We start from the raw sequence: 13,821 nt of genomic DNA, 5'->3' as shown, positions 1-13,821 counted from the left end.
TCGACTTTCAAGCCGTAACCGTTCAAGGGGTTGAGAAAGGGGAAGTCAAATGCACGTTTCGCTGCAACAAACGCTTACACCTTCGGCGCTGGTGCGCCAGACGATCGAGCCGTATTTCCGTGCGTTCATGGACGCAATGATCGGATTAGTCCAAAAGTGGACGCGAACGCCGGTCGCGTTCCGCGGGGGATGGGCGGCATGAAGACGATCATGAACGAACTGCGCGACGAGTTGCGCGTCGCGCACATCATCATCCGCAGCGCACTTTCAGTTGCCACGTTCGACCAGAAGATGGAATGGGCGAACATGAACGAGCGTGACGCCGTGATCGGAGAGGGCATCACGCGTGCCAACGAACGGCAAGCGGCGATTGACGGTGGCAGCGTCGATGCGCTGTGTCGCGAGTTGACCTGCGCAGATCGGATCATCGAGAACGCCAAGGCGTTGCTGTCGGAGCACCAGTGCGAGCTATGGGATGTCGCGATTCGCCACGCGGGCGTGGTATCGCGGCGCCAGGCGTGGGACGAAGTGCGCGGTGAGGTGTTGGCCCGCGCGGCGAACGCACTTGCCGTTGCGAGGATTGGGTTAGATGTGGGTGATTGCGATGGCGGCCGAACCGTCGTCGTGATCAAGCCTATTCGCGAACTGTCGCCCGACGACGTGGCGGCGCTGCGACGTGTGGTCGAAAGTCATGCCGGACAGTCGCGCGGCATGCTGACCAAGTCGGAGTTCGACATGCATGCGCTTCTGCGGCGGCAGCGCGCGTTCTCGGAGCACACGTTCGGGCCGGGGCGCCGCACAGCCGGCGTGTGCAATCACATTCGCAAGGAATTGGCGGAAGTCGAGGCTGCGCCGGACGATCTGCGTGAATGGGTCGATGTGATTCTGCTTGGGCTCGATGGTGCATGGCGTACCGATGCGACGCCCGAGCAGATCACGGCCGCAATTTCGGCGAAGCTGGCAGAGAACGAAGGCCGCGTGTGGCCGGATTGGCGCACGTCAGATCCAAATCGCGCGATCGAGCATATCGACCAAGCGACGGAAGGCGGTCAGGCATGACGACGAAAGACGTGATCGCAGTCTTCCACGGCAATGTGCGCCATGCCGATTTCGTCGGCAAAGCCGTTGTCGAGGAACCAGTTTCGAACGTCGCGAGCATCGTGAATGGTGTATGCGCCAATGCGGCGGTAAATCGCGCCTGCCTCATTTCTGACGCCAATCACGAAACGCGGTGCACATCTGCGGAATTCGTGCGGTGTGTCCGCATGAGCGATGCCGAGACATTCAACCAGTTCTGCATCGAATATGGGTGGCTCGAACTGCGCGTCGATAGTGGTAGTGATCGGGTCCCAAGCCCCTGCGCGATCAAGCTTTTTCATAGGCGATTTGGCGGAACGAACCGGCGCGATCCGATCGAAGAACTGTCCTATTTCCTGAAGTGGATTTCGAAAGGCGGATTCGATGGTGTGCCTGCTTCCGCTGAATGGTTGTCGAAAGTCCGTGAGTATATCGCGCACCTGAAGGCGAGCCGCGCGACGGCGGACGCCAGCTCCTGACGCAAATGAATTCAATCGAGGGATGATGAAATGGCTATTGTCTATAGCATTCCTAATCAACAAGAGGCGGAAGCGACTGCGATTCGGCGAGTGATCCGCGCGAGCAACGCGGAACAGATGGCACGCCGGCGTGCGAGCGATGCGGCTGATGTCGATCGACCACGCGCGACGTTGAAGCGCATCGGGCGGGCGCATTCGATTGTGAGGCTCGCGTGACTGATTTCGATATCGCGCAGGCACAGCCGCGCGTCGTTGCGCCGGGGGTGGTCGAAGTCGGCCCTTTCTTTGAGCGATATATGCGCGGCGGCTACTTCATCGTGAAAACGCCGTCGGGTTGCCGGGAATATCACTGGTGCGAGCAGCCGGACGCGAGCGACACGACGGTCATGATGACGCGCGATGAAGCGTTACAGCTTGCTTCGCATCGGTGGTAGGGCATGGAGAAATCGAACGAGCGCGGGGTCGCTGAACGGCGAGAAGCGCTGTTCGAAGACCTCGCGGAACTTGGGATAGGCGCGGGCGTTTGCGTGCCGGCTTTCGTTGTGTACACCCCACCGCGTACGGCGCGCGGCGATCGAGCGGCGGCCAATGCGATGAAGGAATTGCGACCACTGCTCGCGAAGCTCGCGCGGCGTCGGTCGATTCTGCGATAGGAGAGCAGATGAAAAGGAAGGAGAAGACGCTGCCGCTTTGGGCGATCTGGTTGATTTCGCTCGTCGCGGTCATTGCGTGGTGCGGTGTACATGGTGAGCCGGAAGAGCCGGTGCAGCAGGAGATTCGCCCGGTTTCGTGCGCTTAGCACGCGGCAGCCGGGCTGTCGTGTGGTCACTCGCCGTGCAAACTTTCGGCCTCGGATAGCACGGCGAGTTTTGGGCGGGGCGGCTTCCAAAGCGCCCCGTTTTTTTCGAGTTCACAGGCTGGATGCGTTGCGGCGTCCACGCGTGAGGGGGTGACTATGATCCGAATCTCAAACACAAGTCCGTACAGCGACCGGGAGACGTTCACGTGGGCGGCGCTCGATGAGGGCAACCCGTTCCGCAGCGAAGACGCGGCGTGCTCGCTCGACGCACCGAATCGCTCGCCGGCTGGATCGACATTGCGCATCGATCCGGAGGGAGAGTCCGAATGGCTCGGGCCATTCGCCGCAGCGCGCTACACGTGGTTTCGCGGGTGATGACGATGGAAGACGCACCGAAGATGCGCCAGATTTTGGCGGGTAGGAAAAGTGGGCTCTATAGGTATTGGCGTAGAGCGTCAATTCCGGCGCATATCGCGATTGATCTGGCGCGTGCGGGGACGGAGACGCCAACCGGGAATCCGGTCGTTGACTACTTGATTCATTTGCATGAGGTGGCAGACGCATGAGCGCTTCGACCGCCTTCGCCGAGCCACCGGCCCCGTGCGCGTCTGCATCCGGGCTCTGCGAATGATCTACGGCTCCGTTTGTTCAGGCATCGAGGCGGCTACGGTTGCATGGCATTCGCTCGGCTGGCGGCCAGCATGGTTCAGCGAAATCGAGCGGTTTCCCTGCGCTGTCTTGCGCCACCACTACCCAACGGTTCCCAATCTCGGGGACATGAAGCGTTTCAAGGAATGGCCTGATGCAGCTATCGATCTTCTCGTCGGCGGAACTCCCTGCCAGTCATTCAGCGTCGCCGGACTCCGCAAGGGGCTGGATGATCCGCGTGGCAACCTCATGCTCACCTATCTTGCGATTGCTCGCCGCTACGCTCCCCGCTGGCTGGTCTGGGAAAACGTCCCCGGTGTCCTGTCGTCCAACGGCGGACGGGATTTTGGAACCTTCCTCGGGGGCTTGGCAGAACTCGGGTATGGGTTCGCATACCGGGTTCTTGACGCTCAGTACGTCCGAGTGGAATCACACCCTCGCGCCGTCCCTCAACGACGACGGCGTGTCTTCGTTGTCGGACATCTTGGAGACTGGCGACGTGCCGCAGCGGTTCTTTTTGAGCGCGAAGGCATGCTCGGGTATCCGGCGCCGCGCCGCAAAGCGCGGGAAGGTGTTGCCGCCTGCCTTAGCGCACGCCCTCAGAGCGGCGGCGGACCCGGAACCGACTTCGAGTACGACGGCGGACTGATCGCAAGCACGGGCGACGTATCGTATTGCCTGAATGCGGGCGGGATGAGCCGGCAGGACTTCGAGACGGAAACGCTCGTTGCACATACGTTGAAGGGAAGTGGCTATGACGCGAGCGAAGATGGCACGGGCCGCGGTGTACCGCTCGTCGCGCGTGCGTATGACCTTCAGCAGGTGACAAACCCTAGTAATCGGTCGAACCCACAATCGACCGATCCGTGCTTCACGCTTGCAGCTACCAGTGAGCCGGTGATCGCCTTCGATTGCAAGGCCGGCGGCGACACGTCGTTCAGTATCGGCGAAATCGCGGGCACGTTGCGCGGAGAGGGGTTCGGCGGCGGACATGCGGCCGTCGCGTTGAGTTTGCGCGGACGTGACGGCGCCAATCTCCCGGAGTTGTCGGAGGGCGTCACGCCGGCGCTTCGGGCAAGCCAGGGCGGAAGCGACAAGGCGCACGCGATGATCGGGTCGACGGTGCGGCGGCTGACGCCACGCGAATGCGAGCGCCTGCAAGGCTTCCCGGACGACTACACGCGGATTCCCATTCGTGTAATGCGGACGCGGCCGAGCGTCAAACGGTTCCGAAAATACCCGGACCTCTTTGCTTCCAATCTGGACGGCTCGTGGACAGCGTACGTGGAAGACGGCCCGCGCTACAAGGCGCTCGGCAACAGCATGGCCGTACCTGTTATGCGCTGGATCGGTTCGCGAATCGAGCTCGTCCAATCACTGACTACCTGAGGACACCACCATGAACGACCAACAACAGAGCCGCGCTGATGCGCTGACGGATCGAATCGATTCTGCGATGGATCTTGCACATCGATGGGCAACCGCCACCTATTACAAGGGACTTTCGAAGCCATACGAGAATTTTGACAAGATTCGCAGACAACTGCGTTCGACGCTTCGCGAACTCGCCGCATCCTCTATCGAACAGCCCACATCGCTCACGGCGCAGGATGGACAGCCTACAGATTGGCGCGGAGATTTCGAGCGTCAGGCGAACGCGGCGGGTTTTGACCTATCCCGCGAGGAATTTGGAGGAGAGTATTGCCATCCCGATTCAGCGGACGCATTCCGTTGGTATTACACCGGTCGTCTCGACGAAGCGTGTTCGGGCACCCCATCTTCGCAGCTCGCAGCAGCGCCGATCGGTTATTGCGAACGCACTGGCGGTTGCGTGTGCGGCGGCGATCTGCCGCGAGTGCGTGAGGGTTGTTCGGAGTGGGTGAAGGTCGAATCACAAGCCGCCCGCGCCACCACTGCCAATGAGACAGGCGCGGAAGGGGCGAACTGGATTCCGGTGTCTCGCAAGCTTCCGGCCCGAGGCGAAGGCGTGCTGGTGGCCGTCCAGTTCGATCACGCAGACGACTGGCGAATGAAGGTAGGCGGCCTGTCCGATGAAGGGACGTGGACCGTGTTTGGCGCGTCATGGACGCCTTCCCACTGGATGCCATTGCCACCGCCGCCTAGAGCTTCCACGCAGCCTGCTATGGCGGCAGCATCGCCGGCCGACCATATTTCCCAAGCGGGAAAAATGGTGAGCGCGGAAGTGCCGACCGACGAGCGGGCGGCACGTCTCGACGATGCCGACATCGATGCGATCGCCGAATCGATGCCCGGCGGACTCGTTGGTTTCAAGAAGCATTGGGGCTGGAGGCAGTTCGCCCGCGCCATCGAGGACGAAGTGCTGATCAACGCAGCTCGCGCGGCAGTATCGCTGGCCGACGAGCACAGCACTATCGAATGCCAAGCGCATAGCGGACCCGATTGTACTGAGTGCGGCGGCACTGGTGTTTGGTCCGGGACGGCAAACGAACGGGCGGAGTTCGAGGCGTGGGCCTACGAAGAATTCGCATTCGAAGATAGCGACGATATTGACGTGTGCGCAAGGGATAAAAGCGGCTACCACTACGCAAACGTGGACAGCGCATGGGCAGGATGGCAAGCCCGCGCGGCAGCATCGCCCGCTGCGGAGGCGGTGATTGAAGCGGCGCGCGCCGTGCTGCGAGAGGAACTGGACGACGTGACCGTGCATCCTTGCGACCAGCGTGACGACGATGCGAAGGTCCTGCGTCTTCCGGAACACATGCAGGCGTTGTATATGGCGCTGAAGAGTGCCCCGCAACCCGCGCAGGCCGACGCACTGGAAGAAGAAGCATACGTCGCAAAGCGCATGGCCGAAACGCTGGCCACCGTCTACGCGACGATCATCGGAGATGATCCCGTTGACGCCGACGACAGCCTCAACGCTATCGAGCGTGTCATGCGGGCCGCTCAAGTGCTCCGGCTCGAAGTCGATCTGTATCGCGCGCAGGCCGACGCGCCTCTTCCGCGCGCAAGCGGTGCCGCAGAGCCGATGACAACAGAGCAGCGCAAGGCCCTCGCCGACGCCGAGCGCGTGTTGGCCGAGAACTGGGAACATGAGACGGCTGATCTCTTGCACGATGCCTTCGCCGCATCGGTGGCCCCGGCCCATACGGCGGAATGCCCGCATTGCGATGGCGAAGGGGTGATCGAGGCCGACAGCGGAGCAAGTCCGTGTGCCTGCGCGCAGGATGCACAGGAAGGTATGCAAACCTTTGGCGCACGGTGGACGCAGGCCGACGCACCTACCGGCCGAGTCGTAAGCGTCAGCGACCACGTATGGCACGGCTACTGCGCGATCTTGGCAATCCTCGGCATGGAGGACGCTGGCGATCCAGTCGCGGAAGTCGAACGCCTCAAGGCGCAGGCCGACGCACCGGCAGAGGCACGCGTGTAATGCGGGCGCGGCCGAGCGCCAAACGGTGCCGAAAATATCCGGACCTTTTTGCGCCCAATCTGGACGTCTCGTGGACAGCGCACGTGGAAGACGGCCCGCGCTACAAGGCGCTCGGTAACAGCATGGCGGTGTCCGTGACGCGTTGGATCGGTGAGCGAATCGAGCTCGTCGAACAGCTCGCGACGGCAGCGGCGAGGGCTCGATAATGTGGATCTACGCGTACGACGTAGCGGATTTCCTGCCCGGAATCCCCGAAGCGAAGGCAGCCGCGAAGCGCCTGCCGGCGCGTTGGTATCGGCGCGCGCTGAGCCACGCGGAAGCGGCCGGCCATGCGAGCGCCGTGAAGTTTGCACGGCCCGACCAGCAGGTCGCGGATCGTATGTTCGACGTGTCGGAAGCTGCGCGTGCAATTCGCGAGTTTCTCGACGAGCACGCCCCCGACAGTTTCCCTGTCCGGCCGGACGCCAACGATTTCGAAATCTGTCTGAAAGCCCGTCGAATCGCAAACGATGTCTCGCTGCGGTCGCACGGGCTGTCGATACTCGACGCGCACATTGTCGCGGAGAATGCGTGCGCGATGTATGGCGTCGACCTACCCAATTTCGAACATCCGGCCGAACGCGTCGCACGCGTGCGCTGCGAGTTGTGGTGGCGGCGACAATTGCGCAAGAAGCACATCCGCGCGCTGGAACATAGCAACATCCGGTTGCATTACGTTCATCGCAAAGCCGAGCCATACGCCAGCGACGACGCGGTGCGGCGCCGTGTCGCGCAGAATCGCCGCAACGACCGGACGCTCAAATCCGTGACGGTCGAGAACGAGAATGGTCAGCAATTCACGCTTGCCGAACTGGCGGCCAAGGGCATTTCGAACAAGGCACTGAAGCGCGGCGAGCTGTTCACGCGTCTGCGCGGCCTGGAAGAACTCGCCGACGACGCGAAGCTGCGCGGTGTCATGTTCACGCTGACTTGCCCGAGCCGATTTCATTGCGTCCGAACGACAGGGGGCGTAGTCGAACCGAACCCGGTGTACGCCGATGCGTCGCCGCGGGAAGCGCAAGCCTATCTGCGCAAGGTGTGGCAGCGCATCCGCGCAGAGCTGAAGCGCGAAGGCATCGTGTTTTTCGGCATGCGCGTTGCGGAGCCCCACCACGACGGCTGCCCGCATTGGCACGGGCTCGTGTTCAGCGACAAGGTGGAGCGGTTTTGCGCGGTGATGCGCAAACACGGGCTGCGGGATTCCGGCGACGAGCCGGGCGCGCAGCTCCATCGCGTTCGGTTTGAAGTGATCGACAAGGCGAAAGGGTCGGCTGTCGGCTACGTCGCGAAGTACATCTCGAAGAACATCGACGGCTACGCAGTCGGCGAGCACAAGACGAACGATGGCTACGTCATTCAGGCGGATATGTGGGACGGCGACGAAATCACGCCATCGCAGCGCGTTGAGGCGTGGGCGGCGTTGTGGGGCATTCGCCAGTTTCAGCAGTTCGGCGGGGCGCCGGTCGGCGTGTGGCGCGAGCTGCGCCGCGTGAAGGAAGATGACCTACCGAGCGAGGAAGAGTCTCCGCAAATCCGCGCTGCATGGGCGGCCGCGCAAAAGACAGACGAGCGGCCGGCGGATTGGGCGGCGTACTCGCGTGCAATGGGCGGCATCGCGGGCGAGGCGCGCATGGTCTATGTCCGGCACACGATCGAGCAGCGCGAAGGGCGGTACGGCATCGGCCCGGTGCGAGTGCCGCACGGCGTCGAGGCGCTCGGCGTTGCGCACATCGTCGATGGGCTCTGCTCGTACTCGCGCGAGACGAAGATTTTCGTCCCGTCGACGCGGCACGAGTGGCGGGTCGTTCGGCGTGGCGGCGGAGCCGCCCGCCCTTGGACTCGTGTCAATAACTGTACGCGGGACGATCGGCCAGGGGCGGCCGAGATAGCCGCGGAAGCTGTACGGATCGGTGCCGGCGGGGCAGGGAACGGCGCGAAACGGGGTCATCGGAACCTGTAGAGCGAGGAAAACCCTATGACGCATATGACGATCGAATGCCCGTGCTGCGGGGGCGAAATCGAGGCACGCCACACGGAGGGGATGTCGGCGACGCTGCGCCGCCTCTACTTCGTGTGCGACGACTGCGGCTTTCGAACGCCGGCCGGTCTCGAAATCCTGTTCTCGCTGTCGCCGCCGGCGCGGCCGCGGCCCGACGTCGCGCTCGAAGTGCGGCCATCCGATCGACTGCGCGGCTTCGTCGATTCGCGTACGACGCTCGGGCTGATGGAGGCGGCGAAGTGAGATTCACGATTGCTTGCCCTCACTGCGGCGCGCGCGGCATCGCCCGCGTGCTGGAACAGAAGTCCGCGCTGGCGTGGGAGATCGATTACCAGTGCGACGACGTAGTGTGCGGCCATACGTACCGCGCACGGCTCGAAATGACGCCGACGGCGCCCGTGCAGCGGCGCGAGCGCGTCGGCGAACAGATGCGGCTCGCTGTCTGAGCTGCTGCGAAGTGGAGCGGTATCGACACGGTGTCGAAACGGCATCGAGTCGATATCGATTCGATATCGAACAGAGATAGGGGTGATTGATGATTCTGGCAGTGGGGAACCCGAAGGGCGGCGTCGGAAAGTCGACGACTGCGGTACAGCTCGCGATTGGTCTGGCGCTCGACGGCGCGCGCGTCTGGCTCGTCGACGGTGACAGCCAGCGAACGAGCCTGTCGGCGATCACGGCTCGTGCGCACACGGGCCGGCCGTTGATCGCGGCGTCGGCCTATGCGGACGGCCCGTCGTTGCGGGCCCAAGTGCTGCAGCAGTGCGTGCAGTTCGATCAGGTCGTGATCGACGTTGGCGGGCGCGACTCCGGCGCGTTCCGGGCGGCCCTGACCGTCGCCGACGCGGTGCTGATTCCGGTTCTCCCGCGATCCTTCGACGTGTGGGCGCTTGATGACATGGCGAAATTGCTCGATGAGGCTCGCGCAGTGCGCGAGCTGCGAGCATTCGCTTTTCTGAACGCCGCGGATGTGCAAGGGGCGGACAATCGCGATGCCGAGTCGATCATCGCAGGCTACGCGGGCATCGAATTGCTGCCGTGCCGTCTGCATCGTCGCAAAGCGTTCTCGAACGCGAGCGCGGCCGGGTTGCACGTCGAAGAAATGCCGCGCCGCGACACCGTAGCGTGTGCAGAAATCGAGCGTGTGCAGGATGCCGTGCTGCGAGCAAGCGGGGCGCACGCGAGCTAGTGAAAAGACATCATGTCGATATCGAAAGGATATCGACATGGTATCGAGAGGATAGTTAATAGATAGGGGTTGACATGTCGATTACGAAAAGACCGACGCTTTCTCAAGGCGAGGCGGCGATTGCCGCATTCATTTCGGGTGCACCTGACGCGCGGCCGGCGGCACCGCCTGTTGTAACAGTCGAGCCGCAGAGCCCGACGACACCGCGCCGGCCGAGAAAGAAAAAAATCAGCATGGATATCGATGCCGAACTGCTCGAGCGCGTCGACCGTGCGGCGCATGCAATGGGTATATCGCGAAACGCCGTGCTCGCCTTGGGCGCGTCGCGCTTCGTTGACGAGACGATGCGCAATTGACGACGCTCGCATCGTGAGCGCAGCAGCCCTGACAGAACTGACAGGGTTGACGCTCTGGAGTACATGCTACATTCCCCCGCGAAATACTCCGGGGGGTGTCAACATGGGATTTGCATTCATCTGCGAAGGCGACACGACGACGCACGGCGGCCGCGTCGTCGGCTGTAACACGGCCAATACCGCTTACGGCAAGGCAATCGCGCTGCTCGGTGATATGGTGACGTGCCCGCGCTGCGGCGGAATCTTTCCGATCGTGAGCGTGAAAAGCGGACTCAACATGACGTTCGGCGACCGGCCGGTCGCGACCGATGGCGACAAGACGGCATGCGGTGCGACGCTGATCGCTTCGCAAGGCACCGCAACGGTTGCGCCCACCGCGGGCCAGGGTTCACCGATTGGCGGCGGAAAGAGCGTCATCGCGCAGGCGCGCTCGGCGCCGAATGAACCGTATCGCGGCCGCTTCCAGTTGCTCGATGACCATACACGCGAGCCACTCGCGAATCACGCATATACGATCACGTCCGCGGACGGTCGGACCGTCCACGGTCAAACCGACGCGAACGGATTCACAAGCTGGCTCGACAGTGACGAAGTTTCGTCGCTGACGTTCACCAACTCGGGCGCGAGCCCCGCATGAGCGACTACGGAACAAGCAACGCCGTCGGCGGCATGTCGACGGGCGAAGGCCAAACCACGCGAGTTGGGTTGAGCCGCGGGCAATTGTCGCCGCAGGATCATGCTGTGTTATGTGATGCGATTTGCCGTTGCAGCCGTGTCGGCGTCGCGACGACGGACGGCAAGATTTTGCGCCAGGCATGCGTATCGCAACGGCTGAAGGCGAAAAACTTGGTCGCCAAAGGGCTGACCGGCGCGCCGACGCAGTACCTTCCGGAAGTCACTTACGACATGCGGCAATCTCCCCCCGCGCCCGTGATGAGTAGTGCCGACCCGCTCACGCCGCATAGCTGGTTGCCCGCATGGATTCAGAAGTATTTTCCGGGCGGCATGGACTCATACAAGCAAGCGAAGAAGACGTACTTCCGCCGGCCTGATGTCGTGATCGTGAACGATCCAAGCCAGCCGCCGATCCAGTCCAACATTAAGCTGGTCGTCGAGATGAAGTTTCCGCCCGACGACTTTTCGAAGGGCCAGCGCGAGGCGTATCTGGATATCGCCGGCGATGACCGAAAGCTTGCGGCGATTGGGCCGGAAGATTGCCGGTGCGGCGATGCGGATCGTCAATCGCAGCCGTCGACCTCCGCTCAAAAGCAACCCAGTCTGGAAGACATGTTCGGCGACAAGCTGCCGTCGTCGGGCGGTATCATGCCGCTGATGCCGCCGATCCCCCCCGTACCGTTACCGCTTCCCTGATTCGAACTATGGCAATGACGCAAGATGAACTGGCCGCATGGGCGAATGATCCGGGCCGGGCCGGATCACTCCCTTATGGGCTGTTTGAGCCAAACCATCAACGCAAGATCGTGGGCGCGATTTTGGCCGTCCGCGGCGTACTGTACTTCCGAGACGGGCACACGCCGCAGAGGCGCGAGGCGCTAACTCGCTGCTTCGAACGCTACGACGCTGCGCTTCGCACATATCAGCGCGCACTTGAGCAATCGCAAGGACGCGAACCATCGAAGGGCACGCCACTCCGCTGGCTGTATCAGGAGGGGAAGCAACCGACGGCGATTGAAAAAGCTCCGTCGTTTTCCTCGCTCGCGAAGGACATTCCGTCTGATGATCTACTCGTCGTCGGGTTGTCAGATGCGGAAGAGAAAGAAGGCGCGGGGGCGATGGAGTTTGTGACGTTCTGTCTCGAAGACTGGCAAGCAGCGCTGAATCGCGGGCTCGATGTGCTGTCGTTCTCAGTCCCGCCGGCGTTCCTGACGTTGTGCCCGAATGTTTTTCAGCCACTTTTCGCACAAGCGGCCGACGATCTGGACGCCGTACACGGGCACGCCGGGTATGCGGTGAATCTGTCACTGCTGCGGCGCGATCCAAACGAGGCGTCGGAGTATTTTCTGGCCCGTCGCTATGGTCCGGGGCTCGATGTAGGCGACCCAGTTCGAAGAGGCGTGCGCCGACTCACGAACCGTATCAAAACGGTCGACTGGCTCACGGCAATCAATGCCGATATGGTACGCGAGCTCGGCGGCCGGCAGAGTCTGGCTCTCCCTCCCGATTGGTTCGGGCTGCGGTCCTACGGTAACGACGGCTTGCTCATTCAAGCAGGAGTGGCACCGCAAACGGGAATCGCAGGGGAGAAGGGGCAAGCGCCCGAACCGCCGCCAGCATATGTACTCGTGAATCAGGCGCTGCGTCCACTCATTGCCGATGCCGTTGGCACGCTTCAGAGCGGCACGCCGAGTAGCACCGCGCCGCTTTTAAACACCGAAGTCTCGACAGAGGCTTGGCTGCACCGATTCGATATCGATCCCGATCGCATCTACGGCTATTGGGAAGCACTGCACAAGACGCCGAAGCTACCGCCGTCCCCCTGACGCATTTGGCATCGTTGCGCAAGGCGCAGTAGTGGTGCCAAATTCCGCATGAAAGTGCATGAAAACGCACGAATTTGCCACGATGCGAAATCGCCGGAAGCCCGCGCCAGTAGGCGCTCGCTCGGTGGGCGGCGAGTGCATGAAATGTGCCCCATCAAGAAAGACCGCGGGCGAGGAGGGGGACCGCGCAAAGGCCGCCGCGGCGATCGCCGGCGCGTGGGCGGGCCGGACCCTCAAATGCCCCCGTGCGACCGCGTCACGGCCTCGTGGAGCCGCTCATGGCGCGCGGCCGGAACGCGGCCACCCCGCCAGCGCCAAGCCGCTGTAGGCCATCTAATCGCGCCGTCGAAATCGCCCCTACCGTTTTCGCAGCCTCCCGGCAACAGCGATCGGGACAATGGGACGCTAGTCGGGACAACGGGACGCTAGTCGGGACACGAATGGGACAGCGACGGGATGCCCTATGCGCCGTCGCGCCGAGCGACTCCGCAGCTCGCGCTCGTCAGACGCAAAAAGGGCCGCGCCCGGTTGCCCGGTGCGCGGCCCTTCGCGCGGCGAATGCGCTTCGTTACACCGGCTTGTGCGACTTGAGCCACTCCTTCACAGCCGTAGCTGAATTGTCCCTTATGGGTTACAATTCTCGCATGTTCAAAGTTCTGACGACCCCCCAGTTTGACAAATGGCTCGACGGGCTTCGCGACCCGGTCGGTAGCGCGGCGATCAACCTGCGCATCGAGCGGGCAAAGCTTGGCAATCTCGGCCAATGGCGCGCAGTCGGCGACGGCGTCAACGAAATGAAGATTGATGTGGGGCCGGGATATCGGGCCTACTTCGTGCGACGCGGAAAAATTATCGTCGTGGTGTTGTGCGGCGGGGACAAGTCGACGCAGAAGAAGGACATCAAGCTAGCGAAGCAAATCGCCGGCGAACTGGAGGATTGAGTATGAAAATCAGTGAACTGGCCGAGTTCGACGGCTCGAAGTACCTGAAGGACGAAGAAACAATTCGTCACTACCTGGCGCAAGCGTTCGAGGATGGAAATCCGCGCCTGATTCAAGCCGCGCTTGGGAACGTTGCGAAGGCGCGCGGCATGACGGCGCTCGCGCGCGAGTCCGGCGTGAAGCGTGAAGCGCTCTACCGCGCGCTGTCGGAAGGTGGGAACGCGGAATTCGCAACGATCATGAAAGTTGTGGGCGCGTTGGGGCTGCACCTGACCGTTGCGCCGGCCGAACCTGCGCCGGTGCCCGCGCCGGCAACAACGCGCGCACGCTCGCGCGTTCGCACGGCTGCGCACGCGTAACGCCATCGACGGCCGGATG

Annotated in this window: 18 protein-coding genes; all 18 read left to right on the top strand. The window is 62.7% G+C overall.

Annotation, left to right across the window (positions count from 1 at the left end):
- Nucleotides 1-189: 189 nt before the first annotated feature.
- The 18 genes from WS92_RS09195 to WS92_RS09085 all read left to right on the top strand — a co-directional run bounded on the left by WS92_RS09195 (nt 190) and on the right by WS92_RS09085 (nt 13,802).
- Entirely contained in the window at nt 190-1,059 is an 870-nt protein-coding gene (locus tag WS92_RS09195; protein WP_059929877.1) for a dATP/dGTP pyrophosphohydrolase domain-containing protein, read from the top strand.
- Entirely contained in the window at nt 1,056-1,556 is a 501-nt protein-coding gene (locus WS92_RS09190) for a hypothetical protein (RefSeq protein WP_015601415.1), read from the top strand. Before WS92_RS09195 ends, WS92_RS09190 begins: the two co-directional genes overlap by 4 nt.
- 212 nt (nt 1,557-1,768) lie before the next feature.
- Nucleotides 1,769-1,990, top strand: a complete 222-nt coding sequence (locus WS92_RS09180; RefSeq protein ID WP_009897093.1) for a hypothetical protein — start codon at nt 1,769-1,771, stop codon at nt 1,988-1,990.
- A gap of 3 nt (nt 1,991-1,993) precedes the next feature.
- Complete coding sequence (locus WS92_RS37140; RefSeq protein WP_061083838.1) at nt 1,994-2,209, top strand: hypothetical protein; 216 nt, start codon at nt 1,994-1,996, stop codon at nt 2,207-2,209.
- Between the two features lie 8 nt (nt 2,210-2,217).
- Complete coding sequence (locus WS92_RS09170; RefSeq protein ID WP_061083837.1) at nt 2,218-2,355, top strand: hypothetical protein; 138 nt, start codon at nt 2,218-2,220, stop codon at nt 2,353-2,355.
- A gap of 156 nt (nt 2,356-2,511) precedes the next feature.
- Nucleotides 2,512-2,730, top strand: coding sequence for a hypothetical protein (locus WS92_RS09165; RefSeq protein ID WP_006027273.1), 219 nt, complete (start codon nt 2,512-2,514; stop codon nt 2,728-2,730).
- 252 nt (nt 2,731-2,982) lie between these two features.
- Nucleotides 2,983-4,392, top strand: a complete 1,410-nt coding sequence (locus tag WS92_RS31590) for a DNA cytosine methyltransferase (RefSeq protein ID WP_171845201.1) — start codon at nt 2,983-2,985, stop codon at nt 4,390-4,392.
- 10 nt (nt 4,393-4,402) lie between these two features.
- The gene (locus WS92_RS36480) at nt 4,403-6,418 is read left to right on the top strand and encodes a DUF551 domain-containing protein (RefSeq protein ID WP_231755892.1); all 2,016 of its coding nucleotides are present in this window, start codon (nt 4,403-4,405) and stop codon (nt 6,416-6,418) included.
- A 205-nt stretch (nt 6,419-6,623) separates the two neighbouring features.
- Entirely contained in the window at nt 6,624-8,417 is a 1,794-nt protein-coding gene (locus WS92_RS09130; protein WP_015600741.1) for a replication endonuclease, read from the top strand.
- Between the two features lie 15 nt (nt 8,418-8,432).
- On the top strand, nt 8,433-8,699 hold the full coding sequence (locus WS92_RS09125) for an Ogr/Delta-like zinc finger protein (protein WP_015600468.1): 267 nt from the start codon (nt 8,433-8,435) through the stop codon (nt 8,697-8,699).
- Nucleotides 8,696-8,902 carry an Ogr/Delta-like zinc finger protein gene (locus tag WS92_RS09120; RefSeq protein WP_004532731.1) on the top strand — a complete coding sequence of 69 codons (207 nt, stop codon included), beginning with the start codon at nt 8,696-8,698 and terminating at the stop codon, nt 8,900-8,902. Before WS92_RS09125 ends, WS92_RS09120 begins: the two co-directional genes overlap by 4 nt.
- A gap of 89 nt (nt 8,903-8,991) precedes the next feature.
- A complete protein-coding gene (locus WS92_RS09115; RefSeq protein WP_059929868.1) occupies nt 8,992-9,645 on the top strand; it encodes an AAA family ATPase in 654 nt (217 codons plus the stop codon).
- 74 nt (nt 9,646-9,719) lie between these two features.
- Nucleotides 9,720-10,001 carry a BrnA antitoxin family protein gene (locus WS92_RS36475; protein ID WP_230479229.1) on the top strand — a complete coding sequence of 94 codons (282 nt, stop codon included), beginning with the start codon at nt 9,720-9,722 and terminating at the stop codon, nt 9,999-10,001.
- Nucleotides 10,002-10,104: 103 nt separating this feature from the next.
- On the top strand, nt 10,105-10,638 hold the full coding sequence (locus WS92_RS09105) for a PAAR domain-containing protein (RefSeq protein ID WP_006027265.1): 534 nt from the start codon (nt 10,105-10,107) through the stop codon (nt 10,636-10,638).
- Nucleotides 10,635-11,372 (top strand): VRR-NUC domain-containing protein, encoded by a 738-nt coding sequence (locus WS92_RS09100; protein ID WP_059929866.1) that lies wholly within the window; start codon nt 10,635-10,637, stop codon nt 11,370-11,372. The genes WS92_RS09105 and WS92_RS09100 overlap by 4 nt, the downstream gene beginning before the upstream one ends.
- Before the next feature lie 14 nt (nt 11,373-11,386).
- Nucleotides 11,387-12,502 (top strand): DUF3396 domain-containing protein, encoded by a 1,116-nt coding sequence (locus WS92_RS09095; RefSeq protein ID WP_041861678.1) that lies wholly within the window; start codon nt 11,387-11,389, stop codon nt 12,500-12,502.
- 644 nt (nt 12,503-13,146) lie between these two features.
- Nucleotides 13,147-13,443 (top strand): type II toxin-antitoxin system RelE/ParE family toxin, encoded by a 297-nt coding sequence (locus WS92_RS09090; protein WP_006027262.1) that lies wholly within the window; start codon nt 13,147-13,149, stop codon nt 13,441-13,443.
- Nucleotides 13,444-13,445: 2 nt separating this feature from the next.
- Nucleotides 13,446-13,802, top strand: a complete 357-nt coding sequence (locus WS92_RS09085; RefSeq protein WP_004202809.1) for an addiction module antidote protein — start codon at nt 13,446-13,448, stop codon at nt 13,800-13,802.
- The last annotated feature ends 19 nt before the right edge of the window (nt 13,803-13,821 follow it).

The sequence above is a fragment of the Burkholderia sp. MSMB1588 genome (genome assembly GCF_001546925.1).
GTDB lineage: Bacteria > Pseudomonadota > Gammaproteobacteria > Burkholderiales > Burkholderiaceae > Burkholderia > Burkholderia humptydooensis.
Note: the sequence above shows the minus strand (reverse complement) of the source record. Positions and strands in the feature narration are given on the sequence as shown.

Excerpts from the sequence above, each read along its gene's own strand:
- WS92_RS31590 (WP_171845201.1), top strand. The coding sequence starts at position 2,983 with ATGATCTACGGCTCCGTTTGTTCAGGCATCGAGGCGGCTACGGTTGCA.
- WS92_RS09090 (WP_006027262.1), top strand. The coding sequence starts at position 13,147 with ATGTTCAAAGTTCTGACGACCCCCCAGTTTGACAAATGGCTCGACGGG.
- WS92_RS36480 (WP_231755892.1), top strand. The coding sequence starts at position 4,403 with ATGAACGACCAACAACAGAGCCGCGCTGATGCGCTGACGGATCGAATC.
- WS92_RS09095 (WP_041861678.1), top strand. The coding sequence starts at position 11,387 with ATGACGCAAGATGAACTGGCCGCATGGGCGAATGATCCGGGCCGGGCC.
- WS92_RS09195 (WP_059929877.1), top strand. The coding sequence starts at position 190 with ATGGGCGGCATGAAGACGATCATGAACGAACTGCGCGACGAGTTGCGC.
- WS92_RS09190 (WP_015601415.1), top strand. The coding sequence starts at position 1,056 with ATGACGACGAAAGACGTGATCGCAGTCTTCCACGGCAATGTGCGCCAT.
- WS92_RS09170 (WP_061083837.1), top strand. The coding sequence starts at position 2,218 with ATGAAAAGGAAGGAGAAGACGCTGCCGCTTTGGGCGATCTGGTTGATT.
- WS92_RS37140 (WP_061083838.1), top strand. The coding sequence starts at position 1,994 with ATGGAGAAATCGAACGAGCGCGGGGTCGCTGAACGGCGAGAAGCGCTG.
- WS92_RS36475 (WP_230479229.1), top strand. The coding sequence starts at position 9,720 with ATGTCGATTACGAAAAGACCGACGCTTTCTCAAGGCGAGGCGGCGATT.
- WS92_RS09165 (WP_006027273.1), top strand. The coding sequence starts at position 2,512 with ATGATCCGAATCTCAAACACAAGTCCGTACAGCGACCGGGAGACGTTC.
- WS92_RS09105 (WP_006027265.1), top strand. The coding sequence starts at position 10,105 with ATGGGATTTGCATTCATCTGCGAAGGCGACACGACGACGCACGGCGGC.
- WS92_RS09115 (WP_059929868.1), top strand. The coding sequence starts at position 8,992 with ATGATTCTGGCAGTGGGGAACCCGAAGGGCGGCGTCGGAAAGTCGACG.
- WS92_RS09130 (WP_015600741.1), top strand. The coding sequence starts at position 6,624 with ATGTGGATCTACGCGTACGACGTAGCGGATTTCCTGCCCGGAATCCCC.
- WS92_RS09100 (WP_059929866.1), top strand. The coding sequence starts at position 10,635 with ATGAGCGACTACGGAACAAGCAACGCCGTCGGCGGCATGTCGACGGGC.
- WS92_RS09085 (WP_004202809.1), top strand. The coding sequence starts at position 13,446 with ATGAAAATCAGTGAACTGGCCGAGTTCGACGGCTCGAAGTACCTGAAG.
- WS92_RS09125 (WP_015600468.1), top strand. The coding sequence starts at position 8,433 with ATGACGCATATGACGATCGAATGCCCGTGCTGCGGGGGCGAAATCGAG.